The organism is Candidatus Marivariicella sp., from assembly GCF_983056325.1.
Window position 1 is genome coordinate 1 of the sequence record NZ_CEZOWA010000007.1, and the last position, 21,845, is coordinate 21,845.

The following is a 21,845-nucleotide window of genomic DNA, read 5'->3' on the forward strand; positions in this document are numbered from 1 at the left end:
CAGACTGTAAATCTGCTGTTTTTAACTTCGCAGGTTCGAATCCTGCTCTCCCCACAACCCTTATGTTAGTCAATGAAATAAGCGGGAGTAGCTCAGTTGGTAGAGCGTCAGCCTTCCAAGCTGAATGTCGCCGGTTCGAACCCGGTCTCCCGCTCAAACTTTTATTTAGCCGGTGTAGCTCAGGGGTAGAGCGTTTCCTTGGTAAGGAAAAGGTCACCAGTTCAATTCTGGTCATTGGCTCAACCATAACAAATTAACGCACATTTATATATATATCAAAAGTCAATGTAATTAATGAAAAAATTGCTTTTTATACTTTTTATAATTAATATTTCTTGCTCTAAAAACTCTAACGAAAGTTTAGATTTATTTAAGGAGAGGTACCAAGGAAAATATATAACTGAAGGTACAGTTTCATTTATTGTAGAATTTGATAAATCATTTTCAATTCAGGCTTATAGGCCCACAATAGAGTGTGACGGATGGAAAAGAAAAATAATTCTTGATCGAGAATTGGACCTCCTATTAAAACAGTGAAATAAATTTTCAATTGCCACAAAATATTTTACTTTAAATCTTGTTATTAATTAAATCCACTTAGATTATTTTATAAAAATGAATATTTATAAATTACCCAGACTTGTTATTATTATTTGCATAACAATAACATCAAATTTTTTAAAAGCTCAAAATTTAAGTTCAACATCAACAATAACTCTTAATGATGTTGTGGTTGAATCTTTAAAAATAGAGACATCAAAACAAAGGGTTCCTTACTCAGTTAGTTTTTTAGATTTTAAAAATACACAAAGAATTAATCAGCAGATTTCTTTACAGGAATACATCGAAAGTGTTCCGGGTCTATTTTCTTTAAATGCCAATAATTATGCTCAAGATTTAAGAATTTCAATTCGAGGCTTTGGGGCAAGGTCAGCTTTTGGAATAAGAGGTATAAAAATTATTGTAGATGGAATTCCTGAAACTACACCTGATGGTCAAGGGCAATTAGATAATCTTCCAATAGGATTGATTAATAAAATAGAAGTGCTAAAGGGTCCTTCGGCAAGTTTATATGGAAATGCAGCAGGGGGAGTAATATATATAAAAACCTTAGATAGTATTCCAGATAATTCATATTCATTTAGATCTTCATTTGGTAGTTACAACCTTAAATCATACCAATTAATCAGTTTTTTAAAGAACAATAAAACAAGTGCTGTAATTTATTTTAATAACACTGAGACTGACGGATATCGAGACCACAGTATGTTAAAACAAAAAGTTTTTAATGTCAAATTAAAACATAAATTTTCTTCAAAATCGACAATTAATTCACAAATTAATTTTACAAATAGTCCAGTCGCTCAAGATGCGGGAGGTTTAACTATAGAAGAGGTAAAGAGCAACAGGAGACAGGTTAGACAAAGAAATTTCGATTACAACACTTATGAAAAAATAGATCAGTTAAAAATTGGAGTTAATTGGATAAAAGAGTTTAATTCAAACTTAAATTTAAATTCATATGGTTTTATTTCAACTAGAGATTTTTACGGAAAGCTTCCTTTTGAAAATGGTGGTATTATTGATCTTGACCGAAAATACTATGGTCTAGGCACTAGATTGAATTATTCAAAAACAAATCAAAACTCATTACATCAAATTCAAATTGGAATGGAGTCGGTTTTTCAAAAAGATCAAAGAAATCGTTTTCTTAATTTAAAGGGAATTAAAGGGACGAATGTTTTTAGTCAGTTAGAGAAATTTGATAATTTTGCCTTGTATTTTTTAGATGAAATTAGAATGAAAGATTGGGTTTTCAGATCGAGTCTCCGTTTTGATAACTTATCTATCGGAACAGATAATTTGATTTTTGATAAGAAGTATAATGTTTTTAATCCCAGTTTAGGATTGAGTCGAGAAATTAAAAATGATCAATTCCTTTTTATAAACTTTTCTACTAGTTTTGAAACTCCTACTTTATCTGAGCTATCATCTGATCCTTCAGGTAATGAAGGACTTAATTTAAAATTAGAGCCGTCTAAAGCTTATAACTATGAAATGGGGTGGAAGATGTATACATCAAATTTTTTAATAGAATCCAATTTATTTTTCATTAAAAGTTCAAATGATATTTTGCCATATGAATTAGAGGATTTTCCAGGAAGATCATTTTATGATAATACTGGAGCTACGAAGCGTTTGGGTCTTGAATTATTTACTCAATTCAATTTGAAAGATATTCAAATTCAGGCTAGTTACACAAATGCTAAATATTCATTTGTCGAAGATGGAACAAAAAATCAAAATTTAAAATCTAACGATCTACCTGGAATCCCTAAAAATCAATTTTACTTTAATTTAATACATACATCCAAAAATGAATGGATCACAAAGTTTACTTTTGAAAATACAGGTAATTTTTTTGCCAACAATGCTAACACTGTATTGATAAATTCGTTTCAGAAAACTAAAATACAGACAGGGAAGTCATTCAATCATAAGTGGGGAAATATTGCTATTTTTGGCGGGATTAACAATCTTTTAAATCAGGAGTATTTTGATAACATCCGTTTAAATGCTTTTGGGTCAAGGTACTATGAGCCAGCCGCTCCAAGAAATATTTTTTATGGTTTCTCCATGAGTTTTTAAATAACTAATCTAGAGTTAAATAAAAAATCAATGAGTTTATTATAGTATAGAATAACGCTGGTAATGTCATTTTTATTGGGTCTTTTATTTTAAATCTAACAAAAACAGCCATTAACATTAGAAGCGTGAGACCTCCAGATGAAATCAATAATAATTCATCAATCATAATTCCTGCCAATAGACCTAAACCTCCAAGAAGTTGAAGTCCTCCAATTAGGTACCTATAATTTCCATAACCCCATCGGATAAATTCAGAAGACATTCTTCTAGAGTTAAAAGATCCGATTCCATATAAAATAAAAGAAATCCCACTAAAAATAACTAACAATAAATATATATCCATGAATTATACTATTCCATAATTAACTCCGGCCACAAATAGCGAGAGTGCAAGAAGAATAAATGATGGTATATATTTTATTAAGGGATTTTTTACTTTAATATGTGCTATTTGAGCACATATCATTAAAAAGGCCATAGATAAAGAAGACCCTAAAACTACTTCATTGTAAAAAATACCAACGATTAATAGTGTTGAAAGCGAAATTTTAGATGCTCCAACAATGTTTCTAATTAAATCAGAGAGTCCATATTGTTTAAATTCTTCAACAATATTATCAAAACGAAAAACCCAAACATTAATAACAGAAACGGCTATAATTATTTGAGAATAAATTGCAAAATTTTCCATAATTGCAATCTAAGAAAAATATACATTATCTTTAGTTTTAATTATATTTATTCATGAAAAATTTTTTTAATATTCCATTTTTTATTATTGGATTAACCTTAATAATTATGGGGTTTAGATGGATGATTTTTGATCAACCCTGGATGTTGGATCAGGTTGCGAATGAAGAGCGTTTGGGTATGACTTTTGACCAATTATTCAATAATGATATAAATAAAACATTACCGGATTATTTAAAACAGATATATAGATTTTTTGGTCTTTGGGTTATAATTATTGGACTTTTTATATGTGGTCTTTCTAGACCTATTATGACGTCTAGCTCTAAGATAAGGGTTTTACTTGTTATATGTATAGGTATAATGAGTTACTCCGGACTAGCCCTAGCAATTGTTTGGATTCCAAGTTCTCCATTTATTTATTTGGGATGTGTTATGCTAATTCTACATACTGTATCATTAATTGCTCATTTCAAGTATAATTAATCCTATTCTTAATGGATTTAATTATTTAAACTCTATTTTTAAATAAAATATAATTATGGAAACTTATAAGTGCAATTTTTGCGGAATGGCGGTTAATGCTAGCTGTGCTAATTGTAATGAACCTCTCGTGAATGATTCTATAACTTTAGATACTGGATCTTCAGTTCAGGTATCTAAATGTCCAAAATGTGAAGGTAAAATCAAATCACCAATGTGTTGTGGAAGCGACATGATATGTAGTGTTTAAATAATACTTGAGCAGATTTATTTTTATAATAAAAAAAATAATATCCCTATATAACTAGACTCAATATTTTGAATTGTGTATAATAATGCATTTTAGATTTGACTACTTATCTATTATTTAGTAAGATATTAAATGGTCTACTTTTGATGTCATTTTATTTAATGGAGGAGCAAATTGAGTAAGTTTAATTCCCTTGACAGAAACTTTATACTCTTCAAGCGTAGGAGTTCTTCCAAGAATTGCAGAAAGAACCACCACAGGGGTAGATCCCAAAAGTGATTCCCCTTTCTTCCGATCAGAATCTTTAACTACTCTGCCTTGGAATAGTCGAGTAGAGGTAGCCATTACAGTGTCACCTTTTTCGGCTTTCTCTTGATTACCCATACAAAGATTACAGCCAGGACGCTCGAGATATAAAATATTTTCATACTCAGTTCTAGCAGAACTTTTAGGCGATTTGTCGTCAAACTCAAAGCCGGAATATTTTTTTAAAATTCCCCAATCACCCTCATCTTTGAGTTCATCAATAATATTATATGTAGGAGCAGTAACTACTAAAGGAGCTTTAAACTCAACTTTTCCGTGAAATTCCTCTAGATTTTTTAACATTTTAGCTACAATTTTTATATCTCCTTTATGGACCATACAGGATCCTACAAAACCAAGATCAATATGTTTTTTACCACCATAAAAAGAAAGTTCACGAATGGTATCATGAGTGTAACGTTTTGAAACATCCTCATTGTGGACGTCTGGATCAGCTATCATTGGTTCATCAATTATTCCAAGATCTACTTCAAATTCAGCATAATACTTGGCATTTTCATCTGGGGTTAGCGGAGGTTTTTTTCCAGTTCTAATTTCTTTAATTCGCCTATTTGCCTTATCAATAAGACCTTGTAGAACTTCTTTTGCATTATCCATTCCTTTATCTATCATGATTTGGATTCTGCCTTTTGCAATTTCCAAGGACTCAATTAATGTATCGTCCTGAGAAATACAAATGGAGGCTTTTGCCTTCATTTCAGCGGTCCAATCGGTAAAAGTAAAGGCTTGATCTGAGGGTAAAGTTCCTATATGCACTTCAATAATTCTTCCTTGAAAAACATTTTCTCCTCCAAACTTTTTGAGCATTTGAGATTGAGTAGCGTGGACTACATCTCGGAAATCCATATGGTCTTGCATTTTTCCTTTAAAGGTAACCTTTACTGACTCTGGGATTGGCATTGATGCCTCACCCGTAGCTAAAGCAAGAGCAACAGTTCCTGAATCAGCCCCAAAAGCAACACCTTTAGACATCCTTGTATGAGAGTCTCCACCAATAATTATTGCCCAATCATCAATTGTGATATCATTTAGCACTTTATGGATTACATCAGTCATTGGATGATATTTATTTTCTGGGTGACGAGCAGTAATAAGACCAAATTCACTCATAAATTTCATTAATCTGGGGATATTTTGCTGGGATTTTAAATCCCATACAGAAGCTGTGTGACATCCCGACTGGTATCCGCCGTCAATAATAGGCGAAATTATTGTAGCTGCCATCATTTCTAACTCCTGAGAAGTCATTAATCCAGTTGTGTCTTGAGAACCAACGATATTAACCTCTACGCGAACGTAGGATCCGGCATGTAATGTTACACCTGAGGTTCCTACGGCATTTTTATTAAAAATTTTCTCAACAGCCGTAAGACCTTGCCCTTTATGAGATATTTCTTTATATGGAGCATATACTTTGGGTGTGTCAATACCGATTGTTTTTGCAGCAAATGTTTGAAGTTTTTTACCAAATACAATTGCGTAAGACCCTCCAGCTCTCATGAACTCTATTTTTTGTGGGGTGAAAGCAGAAGAAATGTCCATGAGCTCCACATTACCACTATATAACTTCTTAGTTTTTGTATTGATAGTTAAAATGGTACCTGAATTAACAGAGTATGTTTGTTTTAACTTGGGCTCTCCATCATTACCTAAAATAAGGTTTCCTTTTTTGTCATATGTTTTTACCCAATTTTTAAGATCTAAACCAATACCACCTGTTACATCAACAGTTGTTAAAAATATTGGAGAAATACCATTTGTTCCAGCTACCACTGGAGCAATATTTATAAACGGAACAAAAGGACTGGCTTTTTTACCTATCCAGAGTGCTACATTATTAACTCCAGACATTCGGGAAGAACCTACACCCATCGTACCTTTCTCGGCAATTAATATCACTCTTTTGTCAGGATGTTTTTTTTGTAAATCTAGCAAGGCTTTTTGTTGATCTTTGTTGTGTTCAAACATACATTGGCCGTGAAGTTCTCTGTCTGATCTGGAATGTGCATCACCTCCAGGGGAAAGTAAATCGGTTGAGATGTCACCTACGCCAGCTACAAATGTTACAAGTTCAATTGTTTCAGGAAGTTTAGGTAATTTGGTGAAAAATTCAGCATTAGCATAACTTTTAAGCAGATCTTTCGCGATTTCAGATCCATTTTTAAAGGCTTTTTTTAAAAGTTCCATGTCTGCCTCATAGAGAAAAACTTGTGTTTTTAAAATATTAGATGCTTTTTTGGCAATAGATATATCATTTCCAAGGGCTAGATCCAACAATACTTTAGAAGAAGGGCCACCTTTCATGTGAGATAATTGGTCAAGAGCGAAAGCTGGTGAAATTTCTTCGATTATATGTTTACCAAGAATAATCTCTTTTAGAAATATAGCTTTTACTTTTGCAGCTTTTGTGGTTCCGGGTAAAACATTATAAATAAAAAAATTAATAGATTTTAAACGATGTTTATTTTTCTTCTCTATTATTTGAGAGATAATTTCTGAAAGTAACTCAGCTTCATCAATAGGTTTTGGTTGAAGGTTTTGAGTTTTTCTTTTATCAATCTCATCAAGGTATTCAATATATCTACTCATAATAAATCTGCAATTAATATTTTTAGGGGAAAACCAAGATATCGATTGCATTTATTAAAATTTTTATCCAAATTTGTGTTACTCATAATAAAAATTTCAAATGTCATAAAATGAATTTATTTCTTGATTATTATAACGAAAATACATTATTTATTGAGCATCTTAATACCCGCTAATATAAAATTTGGTTATGGACTATTATTTTTATTTATTATAAATAATTGTTTATTGAAATTATTATTTTTAGGGGATTCATTATAATTATTTGATATCAGAAACTTTTTCATGTAAAAAAACAATAAAAATAAAGTCTAGTATAAATTTTTTTATAAATTTGCACCCTCTAAAAACACTAAAGAAAAAATCAATTATGGCTAAAGAAACTTTCGATAGGTCAAAACCTCACTTAAATATTGGTACTATCGGCCACGTAGATCATGGTAAAACAACACTTACAGCAGCTATCACAAAAGTTTTAGCAGATGCTGGATTATCTGAAGCTTCAAGCTTTGATCAGATAGACAACGCTCCTGAAGAAAAAGAGCGAGGTATTACTATTAACACATCACATGTAGAGTACCAAACAGTAAATAGGCATTATGCTCATGTAGATTGTCCCGGTCACGCTGATTATGTTAAAAACATGGTTACAGGTGCTGCTCAAATGGACGGTGCTATTCTTGTAGTTGCTGCTACTGATGGACCAATGCCTCAAACAAGAGAACATATACTCCTAGGTCGTCAGGTAGGAATTCCTCGAATCGTTGTATTTTTGAATAAGGCAGATATGGTTGATGATGAAGAATTACTTGAATTAGTTGAAATGGAAGTTCGCGAACTGCTCTCTTTTTACGATTATGATGGGGATAATTCTCCTGTAATCTTAGGTTCAGCACTAGGTGCTCTCAATGGAGAACAAAAATGGGTTGATACAGTTATGAAATTAATGGAAGAGGTTGATACTTGGATTGAATTACCCAAACGAGATGTAGAGAAAGATTTTTTAATGCCTGTTGAAGATGTATTTTCTATAACGGGACGTGGAACTGTTGCAACTGGTAGAATTGAGACAGGTGTAGCTAACACTGGTGATGAAATTGACATCATTGGAATGGGTGCCGAAAAATTAAAATCAACAATAACAGGAGTTGAAATGTTTAGAAAAATTCTAGACAGGGGAGAAGCCGGTGATAATACTGGTATTTTATTACGTGGTATTGAAAAAACTGATATCAAACGAGGAATGGTTCTATGTAAGGTTGGTTCGGTAACTCCACATGCAAAATTTAAAGCTGAAGTTTATATCCTCAAAAAAGAAGAGGGTGGACGTCACACTCCATTTCACAACAATTATCGACCCCAGTTTTATGTAAGAACAACAGACGTCACAGGTAATATCATTTTACCAAGTGGAGTTGAAATGGTAATGCCTGGAGATAATTTAACAATTGAAGTTGATTTAATTCAGCCTATTGCGCTAAGTCGAGGTCTTCGTTTTGCAATTCGTGAAGGAGGTCGAACCGTTGGTGCGGGTCAGGTAACAGAAATTTTAGACTAGAAAAAATGTTTTAAACCGACACGTAAGGTGTCACGTAATTGCGTGACGCCTTTTGTGTCAAATAAAAACGGGTTTAGCTCAGTTGGTAGAGCACTGGTCTCCAAAACCAGGTGTCGGGAGTTCGAGTCTCTCAACCCGTGCATTAAAAAAGTATAAATGATTACAATAGTTAATTACATTAAAGAATCATTTGAGGAACTTCAAAAGAATGTTTCCTGGACTCCTAGAGCCGAACTTCAACGTTTAGTTCTTGTTGTTTTAGTTTTTTCAGTGCTTTTTTCTCTTGCTATATGGGGAGCAGACACAGTGCTGTCGAGTATAGTTCAAACCTACTTTAATCTTATAAACGGATAACTTATGACTGAGGTAGCAGAGAAAAAATGGTATGTTGTAAGAGCAGTTAGTGGTCAAGAAGCTAAAATAAAGGATTATATACTTTCAGAGATTGAACGACTTGGTTACTCAAGCTTGGTAGAAGACATACTTGTTCCTACTCAGAAAATTGTTCAAATTAGAAATGGAAAAAAGATCAGCAAAGAAAAAACCTACTTTCCTGGATATATAATGATTAAAGCAGATCTTTCTGGAGAAGTACCTCACATAATTAAATCGGTAACTAATGTTATTGGTTTTTTAGGAGAAACTAAAGGTGGTGAACCTGTTCCCCTTAGATCAGCTGAAGTAAACAGAATGCTTGGAAAAGTTGATGAATTGACTCTTGCTTCAGAGCAAATAAATATTCCTTACACTAGCGGTGAAAATGTAAAAGTGATTGATGGTCCATTCAACGGTTTCACGGGTACAATTGAAAAAGTAAATGAGGATAAAAGAAAACTAGAGGTTATGGTTAAGATTTTTGGTCGTAAAACACCTTTGGAATTGAGTTACATGCAAGTTGAAAAGTTATAAATGTTACATAATAAAGATAAGGTTTAGCTTCCACTAAAATCTTACCTTAACATAATAAAAACAATGGCTAAAGAAATAGAAAAAGTTCTAAAATTACAGGTTAGAGGTGGTGCAGCTAATCCATCTCCTCCGGTTGGTCCAGCATTAGGTGCTGCAGGCGTTAACATAATGGAGTTTTGTAAACAATTTAACGCAAGAACTCAAGATAAACCTGGAAAAATTCTTCCAGTTGCAATTTCAGTTTACAAAGACAAATCTTTTGAATTTGTAATTAAAACTCCTCCAGCTGCAGTTCAATTAATGGAAGCTGCCAAGAAGAAAAAGGGATCTGGAGAACCAAATAGAGCCAAGGTTGGAAGTGTCACTTGGGATCAAGTTAGAACAATTGCCGAAGATAAAATGCCAGATTTAAATGCTTTTAACATCGACTCTGCCATGAAAATGATAGCTGGTACTGCTAGATCTATGGGTTTTACTGTGAAAGGAAATGCACCATTTAATTCATAATTTAAAATGGGAAAAATGACAAAAAATCAAAAAGAGTCTAGGTCTAAAGTAGATACTTCAACTCTGTATAATTTAGAAGATGCTTCTAAATTGGTAAAAGAAATTTCAACAACTAAATTCGATGCATCTGTTGATTTAGCCGTTCGCTTAGGGGTTGATCCAAAAAAATCTAACCAAATGGTTCGTGGCATTGTTACATTACCTCATGGTACTGGTAAAAAATTACGTGTTTTAGCTTTGGTTACCCCAGATAAAGAATCTGAAGCTAAGGAAGCTGGTGCAGATTTTATTGGCTTAGATGAGTATTTACAAAAGATAAAAGATGGATGGACAGATGTTGATGTAATAGTTACCATGCCAAGTGTTATGGGTAAACTCGGTCCCTTGGGTAGAGTTTTAGGTCCAAGAGGTTTAATGCCAAATCCAAAAACTGGTACTGTAACTATGGATATTAAAAAAGCAGTTACTGATGTTAAAGGTGGTAAGATTGATTTTAAAGTTGATAAATCAGGCATAATTCATTCCTCAATTGGTAAAGTATCTTTTAGTGCAGATAAGATTTTTGAAAATGCAGATGAACTTTTAAAAACAATAGTCAAATTAAAACCTTCAACTACAAAAGGAACTTATATAAAAAGTGTTTATATGTCAAGTACAATGAGTCCTAGTGTTCCTGTTGAAGCCAAATTTTCATAGATTTAAATATACACCAAATGAAAAAAGAAGAAAAGATAAAAGTTATTGATGATTTGACTTCAAAATTAAAAGAAACTAAAACTTTATATTTCACAGATATATCTGGATTAAATGCATCTCAAACCACAGCTTTACGCCGTGCTTGTCACAAAATAAATGTAAAGTTATCTGTAGTTAAAAACACAATGTTATCAAGAGCTATGGATGCCTCTGATAAGGATTTTGGAGAAATTAAAGACGTATTGAAAGGTAATACATCTTTGATGTTTTCAGAAACAGGTAACCTTCCAGCTAAAGTTATTAAAGATTTTAGAAAAAAATTAGATAGACCAATATTGAAAGCTGCTTTCATTGAAGAATCAATCTATATTGGGGACGATCAAATTGATTCTCTTGTGGCCATTAAATCAAAAGAGGAATTAATTGGTGAAATTATTGGATTATTACAGTCTCCAGCTAAGAATGTGATTTCTGCATTAAAGTCGGGTGGAAGTAATATATCTGGTATATTAAAAACGTTATCAGAGCGTTAAATCTGAAAATAATTGTATTTAAAATAAATAGAAACATAAATTATAAAAATTGGTAAAATGGCAGATTTAAAAGAATTCGCGGAACAATTAGTAAACTTAACTGTAAAAGAAGTAAATGAGCTTGCTAATATTTTAAAAGATGAGTATGGTATTGAACCTGCAGCAGCAGCTGTAGCAGTTGCCGGTCCGGCAGCTGGTGCTTCAGATGATGCTGAAGAGCAAACAGAATTTGATGTTATCTTGAAAGCAGCTGGTGGTTCAAAATTAGCAGTGGTAAAATTAGTTAAAGAATTAACCGGCCTAGGTCTTAAAGAGGCGAAAGGGTTAGTTGATGACGCTCCAAGTGCTATAAAAGAAGCTGTAAGTAAAGACGAAGCAGAAGGTCTTAAGAGCTCATTGGAAGAAGCAGGTGCAGAAGTAGAACTTAAGTAGTTCTTCTTTAAAGTTTAAGGTTTAGACTTTTGATGAAATCAATTGTCTAAACCACTTATAGTATATATTGATTTATAATTAACGAATAGAGTTCATCTAAAAAAACTTCAGATGCCAAGTACCTTAAAAAAAAGAGTAAATTTTGCTGCAGCTCAGCATACCCCAAACTATCCTGATTTTCTTGATATCCAAATCAAGTCCTTTCAAGATTTTTTTCAATTAGAAACTAAATCTGACGAAAGAAATGAAGAAGGTCTTTTTAACACATTTAAAGAAAATTTTCCAATAACGGATACTAGAAATCAATTTGTTCTTGAGTTTATTGATTATTTTGTTGACCCTCCAAGATATTCTATTCAGGAATGTATTGAAAGGGGTTTGACATATTCTGTTCCTTTAAAGGCAAGGTTAAAACTATATTGTACCGACATAGAACATGAAGATTTTGAAACTATTGTTCAGGATGTTTTTCTCGGAACCATTCCTTATATGACTCCAAGTGGAACGTTTTGTGTTAATGGTGCTGAGAGAATAGTAGTTTCTCAACTTCACAGATCCCCTGGTGTATTTTTTGGACAATCTTTTCATGCCAACGGTACGAAACTTTATTCAGCAAGAGTTATTCCTTTTAAAGGTTCTTGGATTGAGTTTGCAACTGATATCAATAGTGTGATGTACGCCTATATTGACAGAAAGAAAAAACTTCCTGTAACAACTCTTTTCAGAGCTATTGGATATGAAAGTGATAAGGATATACTCGAAATATTTGACTTAGCTGAAGAAATTAAAGTTTCTAAATCTGGATTAAAAAAGGTTTTAGATCGAAAATTAGCAGCTCGAGTTTTGAAAACATGGCATGAAGACTTTGTTGATGAAGATACGGGTGAAGTTATCTCGATTGAAAGAAATGAAATAATAATTGACAGAGACACTATTATAGAAAAAGACCATATTGATTCTATAATGGAATCGGGAGTTAAAACAATCTTATTACACAAGGTTGACGCTCATATGTCAGATTATGCTATTATTAATAATACTTTACAAAAAGATCCTACAAATTCAGAAAAGGAAGCTGTCGAGCATATATACCGCCAATTAAGAAATGCCGAGCCACCCGATGAAGATACAGCTAGGGGAATTATTGATAAATTATTTTTCTCAGACCAAAGGTATAATCTTGGTGAAGTTGGAAGATACAGGATGAATAAAAAACTTGGTCTTAATGTTGAAATGGATAAGTTGGTATTAACTAAATTAGATATAATTACGATTATAAAATATTTAATAGAGTTAATTAATTCAAAGGCTGAGATTGACGATATTGATCATCTTTCAAATAGGAGAGTTAGAACTGTAGGTGAACAATTATCTTCTCAATTTGGGGTTGGTTTAGCTAGAATGGCTCGAACAATTCGAGAAAGAATGAATGTTAGAGATAATGAGGTTTTTACCCCCATAGATCTTATAAATGCCAAAACACTTTCCTCAGTTATAAATACATTTTTTGGAACAAATCAGTTATCTCAGTTTATGGATCAAACAAATCCATTAGCAGAGTTAACTCACAAAAGGAGACTTTCGGCTTTAGGTCCTGGAGGTTTATCCAGAGAAAGAGCAGGTTTTGAAGTTAGAGATGTTCATTATACCCATTACGGACGACTATGTCCTATAGAAACTCCAGAAGGACCAAACATTGGGTTGATTTCTTCATTGGGTGTTTTTGCAAAAGTTAATAATCTCGGCTTTATTGAAACTCCATACAGAAAAGTAGAAAATGGTAAGATAGATTTATCTGAGACAAAATATCTAAGTGCTGAAGAAGAAGAAAACCAGTTAATCGCTCAAGCGACTGTCCCTTACGATAAAGATGGTAATATAACTTCTGAAAGAGTTATTGCAAGAGATCAAGCTGATTTTCCTGTAGTAACTCCTGATAAAATAAACTACGCCGATGTAGCCCCTAATCAGATTGCATCAATATCTGCCTCATTAATCCCTTTTTTAGAACATGATGATGCTAACCGTGCATTAATGGGATCTAATATGATGCGTCAAGCAGTTCCTCTACTCAGACCTGACTCTCCTATTGTCGGAACAGGTTTAGAACGTCAAGTAGCTTCAGATTCAAGAGTTTTAATAAACGCTGAAGGGGATGGTTTGGTTGAATATGTAGATGCTAATAAGATTACTATTAAATACGATATTTCTAAAGAAGAAGAGATGGTTCGTTTCGATAGTACTGTCAAAAACTACAATCTTATAAAATTTCGAAAGACTAATCAGGGTACATGTATAAACCTTAAGTCTATCGTTAAAAAAGGAGATCGCGTTAAAAAGGGTCAAGTTTTATCCGAAGGTTATGCTACTGAGAATGGTGAATTAGCACTTGGTCGTAATATGAAAGTCGCTTTTATGCCATGGAAAGGGTATAATTTTGAGGATGCTATCGTTATTTCTGAAAAGGTAGTTAGAGAAGATATATTTACTTCTATCCATATCGACGAATATTCACTTGATGTTAGAGATACTAAACTTGGCACAGAAGAATTAACAGATGATATTCCAAATGTAAGTGAAGAAGCGACAAAAGATTTAGATGAAAATGGAATGATTCGTATTGGTGCTGAAGTAAACCCAGGAGATATTCTAATTGGAAAAATTACTCCAAAAGGTGAGTCTGACCCAACTCCCGAAGAAAAGCTTTTAAGAGCAATTTTTGGAGATAAAGCAGGTGATGTAAAGGATGCTTCTTTAAAAGCTCCTCCATCTTTACATGGAGTAGTTGTTGATAAAAAATTATTTACAAGATCTTTAAAAGATAAAAGAAGAAGAAGCCAAGATAAACAAGAACTTGTAATTCTTGAGGAAAATTTTGAAGTCAAGTTTGAAAAATTAAAGACTATTTTAATTGAAAAACTTTTTGCAATATTAAATGGTAAAACTTGCCAAGGAGTTCAAAATGATTTAAGTGAAGAAATATTACCAAAAGGTAAAAAATATTCCCTTAAAATGTTGTCAAGTGTTGAAGATTACACACATTTAACAAAAGGTACATGGACTACTACAAAAGAAATAAACTCTATGATTGCGGATTTAATTCACAATTATAAAATCAAAGAAAATGATTTACAAGGATCTCTTCGTCGTGAAAAGTTTACAATTTCAGTTGGTGATGAATTACCTGCAGGGATATTGAAATTAGCTAAGGTTTATATAGCGAAGAAAAGAAAACTCAAGGTTGGAGATAAAATGGCTGGACGTCACGGTAACAAAGGAATTGTTGCAAGAATAGTTCGTGAGGAAGAGATGCCATTTTTAGAAGATGGAACACCGGTAGATATAGTACTTAATCCACTTGGAGTTCCCTCAAGGATGAATATTGGACAAATTTATGAAACAGTCCTTGGATGGGCAGGACAAAATCTAGGTCAAAAGTATTCTACCCCTATATTTGATGGCGCATCAATCGATCAAATTAACGACCTGACAGATGAAGCTGGTATTCCAAAATATGGCCACACATATCTGTATGACGGCGGTACGGGAGAGCAATTTGATCAACCTGCTACAGTTGGTGTAATTTACATGCTCAAACTTGGTCACATGGTTGATGATAAAATGCATTCAAGATCTATTGGACCATACTCATTAATAACTCAACAACCATTGGGTGGTAAAGCTCAATTTGGTGGGCAGCGTTTCGGTGAGATGGAAGTATGGGCTTTAGAAGCATATGGAGCATCCAGTACTTTACAAGAAATTCTTACTGTGAAATCTGATGATGTTATCGGAAGGGCTAAAACATATGAGTCAATTGTTAAAGGAGATTCACTTCCAGAACCCGGTCTTCCGGAATCTTTTAATGTCTTAATGCACGAATTGAAAGGATTAGGACTTGATATTAGATTGGAGGAGTAAAATAAATTAAGTAATATTTAGAAAGTAATTAAAAATGGCTAGAAATAACGAGGTAGTTACACAAAAAAAATTCAATAAAATTGTAATTGGTTTATCATCACCTGAAGTGATATTAAATAGCTCAAGAGGAGAGATTTTGAAGCCTGAAACAATAAACTACAGGACACATAAACCTGAAAGAGATGGTTTGTTCTGCGAGAGAATTTTTGGACCTGTTAAAGATTTTGAATGTGCATGTGGAAAATACAAAAGAATTAGATACAAAGGAATAGTTTGTGATAGGTGTGGTGTTGAAGTTACAGAAAAAAAAGTTAGAAGAGATCGAGTTGGTCACATCAATCTTGTCGTTCCTGTTGCTCACATATGGTATTTTAGATCATTACCAAATAAGATTGGGTATCTTCTTGGATTACCATCTAAGAAACTAGATATGATTATTTACTATGAAAGGTATGTTGTTATTCAGTCTGGTATTGCAATCAACTCTGAAGGTGAATCATTTCAAAAAATGGATTTTCTAACTGAGGAAGAGTATTTAAACGCATTAGAACAAATTCCAGCTGAAAATCAATATCTAGATGATTCGAATCCAGATAAATTTATTGCTAAAATGGGTGCTGAATGTTTGATTGAGTTGCTAGGACGGATTGATTTAGAGGCTCTATCATTCGAATTAAGACACAAAGCAAATAACGAAACATCTAAACAAAGAAAAACTGAAGCTTTAAAAAGACTTCAGGTTGTGGAAGCTTTCAAAGATGCTAACGCTCGCAGAGAAAATCTCCCTGAGTGGATGATCATGAAAGTAGTTCCGGTTATTCCTCCAGAATTAAGACCATTAGTTCCTCTTGATGGTGGTCGTTTTGCAACTTCTGATTTAAATGACTTGTACAGACGAGTTATAATTAGAAATAATAGGCTAAAGAGATTAGTTGAAATTAAAGCTCCAGAAGTAATTCTTAGAAATGAAAAAAGAATGCTCCAAGAATCTGTTGACTCGCTATTTGATAATACCCGAAAATCATCTGCAGTCAAAACTGATTCAAATCGTCCACTTAAATCTCTGTCTGATTCGCTCAAGGGTAAACAGGGTAGATTTCGTCAAAATCTTTTAGGAAAACGTGTTGATTACTCAGCAAGGTCAGTTATTGTAGTTGGTCCTGAACTTAAGCTTTTTGAGTGTGGTCTTCCAAAAGGAATGGCTGCCGAATTATACAAACCATTTGTAATTAGAAAATTAATTGAACGTGGTATTGTAAAAACTGTCAAGTCAGCAAAAAAAATAATTGACAGAAAAGAACCTGTAGTTTGGGATATTTTAGAAAATGTTTTAAAAGGTCATCCTGTCCTTCTAAATAGAGCTCCTACTTTACACCGTTTGGGTATTCAAGCTTTTCAACCTAAGTTAATTGAAGGAAAAGCCATACAGCTTCACCCTCTTGTTTGTACAGCATTTAATGCTGATTTTGATGGAGATCAAATGGCAGTTCATCTTCCATTGGGGCCTGAGGCAATTCTAGAGTCACAAATGTTAATGCTTGCCTCTAATAATATTTTAAATCCAGCAAATGGATCTCCAATAACTGTTCCATCTCAAGATATGGTTTTAGGTCTTTATTACATGACTAAAGCAAGAAAATCAACAAAAGAAGTTCCAGTTAAGGGAGAAGGTTTAACCTTCTATTCTGTTGAAGAAGTTCATATAGCCCACAACGAAAAAAGAGTAGATTTAAATGCAATAGTTAAAATTCGCGCAAAAAGCTTTAATGACAAAGGTGAGCTAGTATACCAAATAATTGAAACTACTGTTGGAAGAATTCTATTTAATGAAGTAGTACCTGAACAAGCTGGCTTCATTAATGAAGTTTTAACAAAGAAAAATCTTCGTGGAATAATTGGTGAGATTCTTAAAGTCACAAGTGTTCCAGAAACAGCTGAATTTTTGGATAAGATAAAAGACATGGGTTATGGGTTTGCATTCAAAGGTGGACTATCATTTAGTTTAGGGGATATAATTATCCCACCTGAAAAGCAAAAAATGATTGAAGAGGCTAACGGTCAAATTGAAGGCATTGTTGGGAATTATAATATGGGACTCATAACTAATAACGAGAGATACAATCAAGTAATTGATGTATGGACTTCTACAAATGCAACTCTTACTGAGTTAGCAATGAGTAGAATTAGCGAAGATCAACAAGGGTTTAATTCTGTTTATATGATGTTAGATTCTGGAGCGAGAGGCTCCAAGGAACAGATTAGACAATTAACAGGTATGAGAGGTCTAATGGCAAAGCCTAAAAAGTCAAATGTAGGTGGTGGAGAAATTATAGAAAATCCAATTTTATCAAATTTTAAAGAAGGATTATCGATTTTAGAGTATTTTATTTCTACCCATGGAGCAAGAAAAGGTTTAGCTGATACTGCTCTCAAAACTGCTGATGCTGGATATTTAACAAGAAGGCTGGTTGATGTTTCTCAAGATGTTATCGTTAATAATGAAGATTGCGGTACTCTAAGAGGAATCTTAGTCAAGCCATTAAAAAAGAATCAGGAAATAGTTGAAAGTTTAGGTGAAAGAATTTTAGGTCGAGTTTCTCTAAATCCGATAACTAGTCCTTCTACTGGAGAATTAATAGTTGATTCAGGTGAGCAAATTACTGATTTGATAATATCTAAAATTAATAATGCTCAAATTGAATCTGTAGAAGTTCGTTCACCATTAAGTTGTGAAGCTAAACGAGGTATATGTGTTAAATGTTATGGACGAAATTTAGCAACGGGAACAATGGTTCAAAAAGGAGAAGCTGTTGGTGTTGTTGCTGCGCAATCAATTGGTGAACCTGGAACACAACTTACCTTAAGAACTTTTCACGTAGGAGGAGTTGCTGGAAATATATCTGAAGAAAATAAGATAATAGTTAAGCAAAGTGGAGTTGCATTAATCGATGATCTCAAAATAGCAAAAGGTGTTGATACAGATGGAAATCCCTCTGATATTGTAATTTCAAGAACTGCTGAAATTAAAATAATTGATAAAAAAACAAAGAGTATATATAGTACAAATAATATTCCTTATGGTTCTTCAATTTTTATCTCAAATGGAGATAATGTATCAAAAGGAGATATTGTATGTAGTTGGGATCCTTTTAATGGTGTTATTGTTTCAGAATTTACAGGTAAAATTGAGTTTGAAAATATTGAACAGGGTGAAACTTATCAAGTTGAAATTGATGAACAAACAGGTTTCCAAGAAAAAGTAATCTCAGAAACTAGAAATAAGAAACTAATTCCTACACTACTCATCAAGGACAATAAAGGGGTTACACTACGTTCATATAACTTACCTGTTGGAGCCCATTTAATTGTTGATGATGGATCTAAAATTAAAGAGGGGAAAATATTAGTAAAAATACCAAGAAAATCAGCCAAATCTGGAGATATAACAGGAGGACTACCTCGTGTCACAGAGTTGTTTGAAGCAAGAAATCCTTCAAACCCAGCTGTCGTTTCTGAAATTGATGGTGTTGTTTCTTTTGGAAAAATTAAAAGAGGTAATAGAGAAATTATAGTTGAATCTAAATATGGAGATATAAAAAAGTATTTAGTTAAATTATCAAATCAAATTTTAGTTCAGGAAAACGACTTCGTAAAAGCAGGAATGTCTTTATCAGATGGTTCAATAACTCCAGTTGATATTTTAAATATAAAAGGCCCATCAGCTGTACAACAATATTTGGTTAATGAGGTACAAGAAGTTTATCGTCTTCAAGGAGTTAAAATTAACGATAAACATTTTGAAGTTGTTGTTAGACAGATGATGCGTAAAGTTAGGATCAATGACCCTGGAGATACGAGTTTTTTAGAAAATCAATTAGTTTTCAAAGCAGATTTCATTGAAGAAAACGATAGTTTGTTTGGTAAGAAAGTTGTAGAAAACCCAGGTGATTCAGAAAACCTTAAAGCAGGACAGATAATCTCATCACGTCAGTTGAGGGATGAAAACTCTCTTCTTATAAGACAGGACAAGACAAAGGTCGAGGCAAGAGATGCTTCTACATCCACATCAACCCCTGAACTTCAAGGTATAACAAGAGCATCACTTCAAACAAAATCCTTTATATCAGCAGCATCTTTTCAAGAAACTACCAAAGTTTTAAATGAAGCAGCTGTTAATGGTAAAGAAGATTATTTAGCTGGCTTAAAGGAAAATGTTATTGTGGGCCACAAGATACCAGCTGGAACTGGTTTGAGAGAGTATAATAATGTTATTGTAGGTTCAAAGGATGAATACAATAGTTTATTAGTTAATAAAGAGGAAGAAGAACTTTCGGATATATAATTTAAAAATGAGTACCACTAAAAAAGAACAAAAAATTAATATTGAATTAGACGAAAAAACTGCTGAAGGTATATATACTAATTTAGCTATTATTAATCACTCTATTTCTGAGTTTGTTGTTGATTTTATAAATATGATGCCTGGTTCCCCCAAAGCAAAAGTTAAGTCAAGAATTATTTTAACTCCTGAACATGCGAAGAGGTTTCAAAAAGCCTTATCTGATAACATAAAGCGATTTGAAAAATCTAATGGTGAAATAAAAACTAACGAAATCCCTCCTGTTCCAATGAACTTTGGTACTCAGGGAGAAGCATAATATTTATTTGTTTTTAAAAGGTTGCAGTGACTGTTTTAGATAAATTCTGATGTATTGAAAAATTTTATTTTTGGGTATTTTTCTTTTGTCATTTGAAGTGAAAATCTTGAATCAGCCATAAAGACTGTTTGGTTGTGTTTATCTTTAGCTAAAAATTTTTGCTTAATTCTTCTAAAATCATTGTATTCTTTGTCTTCAAAGTCTGTTTGTATCCAGCATGCTTTATAAACGTTAAGATTTTCAAAATTACAATTTGCACCATACTCATGTAATAATCTATATTGAATAACTTCAAATTGAAGAGCTCCTACAGTTCCAATAACTTTTCTATTGCTAATATTTAAAGTGAACAATTGAGCAACTCCTTCATCCATTAATTGATCTATTCCTTTTTCAAGCTGTTTAGCTTTCATTGGATCAGTATTATTAATATATCTAAAGTGCTCAGGAGAAAAATTAGGTATGCCTTTAAAATTTATTATTTCTCCAGTAGTCAATGTATCTCCTATTTTAAAATTACCTGTATCGTGAAGTCCAACAATATCTCCAGGAAAAGAAACATCTACAATTTGTTTCTTTTCAGCAAAAAAAGCATTTGGACTTGAAAATTTGAATTTTTTATTTTGTCTTACATGTAGATAAGGAGTATTTCTTTCAAATTTTCCAGAAACTATTTTAACAAAAGCAAGTCTATCTCGATGTTTTGGATCCATATTTGCGTGTATTTTAAAAACGAATCCTGTAAATTTTTCTTCCCTAGGATCTATTAAACGTATATCAGATAATTTTGGTGTAGGTTTTGGTGCAATTTCAATGAAGCAATCGAGAAGCTCTTGAACACCAAAATTATTGAGAGCAGAACCAAAAAAGACAGGTTGTAAATCACCAGACAAATATTTTTCTTTTTCAAACTCTGGATAAACTCCAGTGATCAGTTCTAGATCTTCTTTTAACTGAGTTATTGAGTCATCTCCAATTCTTAAATTTAATTTTTCATCATCAATTGATTTAAATTTTACTTTTTCACTTACTTTTTGTTTTTCATCTGGATTAAATAACTCTATGTTTTTTCCCCAAATATTGTAAATACCCTTGAAGTCGTATCCCATTCCAATTGGAAAACTTAAGGGAGTCACTTTAAGACCTAATTGACTTTCAACTTCATCCATTAAATCAAAAGCATCTTTTCCTTCCCTATCCAATTTATTAATAAAGACTAGCATCGGAATCGACCTAAGTCTGCAAACTTCAACTAGTTTTTGGGTTTGTTCTTCAACTCCTTTTGCAACATCTATAACAACAATAACTGAATCTACTGCTGTAAGTGTCCTAAATGTATCTTCTGCAAAATCTTTATGTCCAGGAGTATCTAGGATATTTATTTTCTTATTCTTATAAATAAATGCAAGAACAGAAGTTGCCACAGAAATTCCCCTTTGACGTTCAATCTCCATGAAGTCACTAGTTGCTCCTTTTTTGACCTTATTTGACTTAACTGCACCAGCCTCTTGAATAGCACCTCCATATAGTAGTAATTTTTCAGTTAAAGTTGTTTTTCCTGCATCAGGATGAGATATTATACCAAAAGTTCTTCTACGTTCAATTTCACTTAAAAACTCCATTAAACTATTGTTTTTGACAAA

The 21,845-nt window shown here is 32.8% G+C and carries 18 protein-coding genes and 3 tRNA genes; 17 read left to right on the top strand and 4 right to left on the bottom strand.

Annotated features, from left to right (window positions below; all coding sequences use genetic code 11):
* Positions 1-81 precede the first annotated feature (81 nt).
* The 4 genes from AC3ATN_RS03265 to AC3ATN_RS03280 all read left to right on the top strand — a co-directional run bounded on the left by AC3ATN_RS03265 (position 82) and on the right by AC3ATN_RS03280 (position 2,649).
* Positions 82-154, top strand: a tRNA-Gly gene (locus tag AC3ATN_RS03265).
* A 14-nt stretch (positions 155-168) separates the two neighbouring features.
* Positions 169-240: transfer RNA gene (locus AC3ATN_RS03270), tRNA-Thr, on the top strand.
* 54 nt (positions 241-294) lie between these two features.
* The gene (locus tag AC3ATN_RS03275) at positions 295-537 is read left to right on the top strand and encodes a hypothetical protein (RefSeq protein ID WP_487531805.1); all 243 of its coding nucleotides are present in this window, start codon (positions 295-297) and stop codon (positions 535-537) included.
* Between the two features lie 78 nt (positions 538-615).
* Positions 616-2,649 (top strand): TonB-dependent receptor family protein, encoded by a 2,034-nt coding sequence (locus AC3ATN_RS03280; RefSeq protein ID WP_487531806.1) that lies wholly within the window; start codon positions 616-618, stop codon positions 2,647-2,649.
* A 4-nt stretch (positions 2,650-2,653) separates the two neighbouring features.
* On the opposite strand, the gene AC3ATN_RS03285 is transcribed toward AC3ATN_RS03280, so the two are convergent.
* Positions 2,654-2,992: a DoxX family protein gene (locus tag AC3ATN_RS03285; protein ID WP_487531807.1), complete on the bottom strand. Its 339-nt coding sequence runs from the start codon at positions 2,990-2,992 to the stop codon at positions 2,654-2,656.
* Between the two features lie 3 nt (positions 2,993-2,995).
* Positions 2,996-3,340 (bottom strand): DoxX family protein, encoded by a 345-nt coding sequence (locus tag AC3ATN_RS03290; RefSeq protein WP_487531808.1) that lies wholly within the window; start codon positions 3,338-3,340, stop codon positions 2,996-2,998.
* A gap of 53 nt (positions 3,341-3,393) precedes the next feature.
* On the opposite strand from AC3ATN_RS03290, the gene AC3ATN_RS03295 reads away from it, so the two are divergent.
* The gene (locus AC3ATN_RS03295; protein WP_487531809.1) at positions 3,394-3,825 is read left to right on the top strand and encodes a hypothetical protein; all 432 of its coding nucleotides are present in this window, start codon (positions 3,394-3,396) and stop codon (positions 3,823-3,825) included.
* A gap of 85 nt (positions 3,826-3,910) precedes the next feature.
* Positions 3,911-4,072 carry a hypothetical protein gene (locus AC3ATN_RS03300; protein ID WP_487531810.1) on the top strand — a complete coding sequence of 54 codons (162 nt, stop codon included), beginning with the start codon at positions 3,911-3,913 and terminating at the stop codon, positions 4,070-4,072.
* 117 nt (positions 4,073-4,189) lie between these two features.
* On the opposite strand, the gene AC3ATN_RS03305 is transcribed toward AC3ATN_RS03300, so the two are convergent.
* On the bottom strand, positions 4,190-6,988 hold the full coding sequence (locus tag AC3ATN_RS03305) for a bifunctional aconitate hydratase 2/2-methylisocitrate dehydratase (protein WP_487531811.1): 2,799 nt from the start codon (positions 6,986-6,988) through the stop codon (positions 4,190-4,192).
* A 370-nt stretch (positions 6,989-7,358) separates the two neighbouring features.
* On the opposite strand from AC3ATN_RS03305, the gene tuf reads away from it, so the two are divergent.
* The 11 genes from tuf to AC3ATN_RS03360 all read left to right on the top strand — a co-directional run bounded on the left by tuf (position 7,359) and on the right by AC3ATN_RS03360 (position 20,202).
* On the top strand, positions 7,359-8,546 hold the full coding sequence (tuf, locus tag AC3ATN_RS03310; RefSeq protein WP_487531812.1) for an elongation factor Tu: 1,188 nt from the start codon (positions 7,359-7,361) through the stop codon (positions 8,544-8,546).
* A 67-nt stretch (positions 8,547-8,613) separates the two neighbouring features.
* Positions 8,614-8,686: transfer RNA gene (locus AC3ATN_RS03315), tRNA-Trp, on the top strand.
* Between the two features lie 16 nt (positions 8,687-8,702).
* The gene (gene secE / locus AC3ATN_RS03320) at positions 8,703-8,900 is read left to right on the top strand and encodes a preprotein translocase subunit SecE (protein ID WP_487531813.1); all 198 of its coding nucleotides are present in this window, start codon (positions 8,703-8,705) and stop codon (positions 8,898-8,900) included.
* A 3-nt stretch (positions 8,901-8,903) separates the two neighbouring features.
* Entirely contained in the window at positions 8,904-9,455 is a 552-nt protein-coding gene (gene nusG, locus AC3ATN_RS03325; RefSeq protein WP_487531814.1) for a transcription termination/antitermination protein NusG, read from the top strand.
* A 63-nt stretch (positions 9,456-9,518) separates the two neighbouring features.
* Positions 9,519-9,962 carry a 50S ribosomal protein L11 gene (gene rplK, locus AC3ATN_RS03330; protein WP_487531815.1) on the top strand — a complete coding sequence of 148 codons (444 nt, stop codon included), beginning with the start codon at positions 9,519-9,521 and terminating at the stop codon, positions 9,960-9,962.
* A gap of 6 nt (positions 9,963-9,968) precedes the next feature.
* Positions 9,969-10,658 (top strand): 50S ribosomal protein L1, encoded by a 690-nt coding sequence (gene rplA / locus AC3ATN_RS03335; RefSeq protein WP_487531816.1) that lies wholly within the window; start codon positions 9,969-9,971, stop codon positions 10,656-10,658.
* Positions 10,659-10,675: 17 nt separating this feature from the next.
* Positions 10,676-11,191 carry a 50S ribosomal protein L10 gene (gene rplJ / locus AC3ATN_RS03340; protein ID WP_487531817.1) on the top strand — a complete coding sequence of 172 codons (516 nt, stop codon included), beginning with the start codon at positions 10,676-10,678 and terminating at the stop codon, positions 11,189-11,191.
* A gap of 57 nt (positions 11,192-11,248) precedes the next feature.
* Positions 11,249-11,623, top strand: coding sequence for a 50S ribosomal protein L7/L12 (gene rplL / locus AC3ATN_RS03345; protein WP_487531818.1), 375 nt, complete (start codon positions 11,249-11,251; stop codon positions 11,621-11,623).
* A 111-nt stretch (positions 11,624-11,734) separates the two neighbouring features.
* Positions 11,735-15,544, top strand: a complete 3,810-nt coding sequence (gene rpoB, locus AC3ATN_RS03350; RefSeq protein ID WP_487531819.1) for a DNA-directed RNA polymerase subunit beta — start codon at positions 11,735-11,737, stop codon at positions 15,542-15,544.
* A 34-nt stretch (positions 15,545-15,578) separates the two neighbouring features.
* The gene (gene rpoC / locus AC3ATN_RS03355; protein WP_487531820.1) at positions 15,579-19,886 is read left to right on the top strand and encodes a DNA-directed RNA polymerase subunit beta'; all 4,308 of its coding nucleotides are present in this window, start codon (positions 15,579-15,581) and stop codon (positions 19,884-19,886) included.
* A gap of 7 nt (positions 19,887-19,893) precedes the next feature.
* Positions 19,894-20,202: a DUF3467 domain-containing protein gene (locus AC3ATN_RS03360; RefSeq protein WP_487531821.1), complete on the top strand. Its 309-nt coding sequence runs from the start codon at positions 19,894-19,896 to the stop codon at positions 20,200-20,202.
* 35 nt (positions 20,203-20,237) lie between these two features.
* Here AC3ATN_RS03360 and AC3ATN_RS03365 read toward each other — a convergent pair whose 3' ends face one another.
* Positions 20,238-21,824 carry a peptide chain release factor 3 gene (locus AC3ATN_RS03365; RefSeq protein ID WP_487531822.1) on the bottom strand — a complete coding sequence of 529 codons (1,587 nt, stop codon included), beginning with the start codon at positions 21,822-21,824 and terminating at the stop codon, positions 20,238-20,240.
* Between the last annotated feature and the right edge of the window lie 21 nt (positions 21,825-21,845).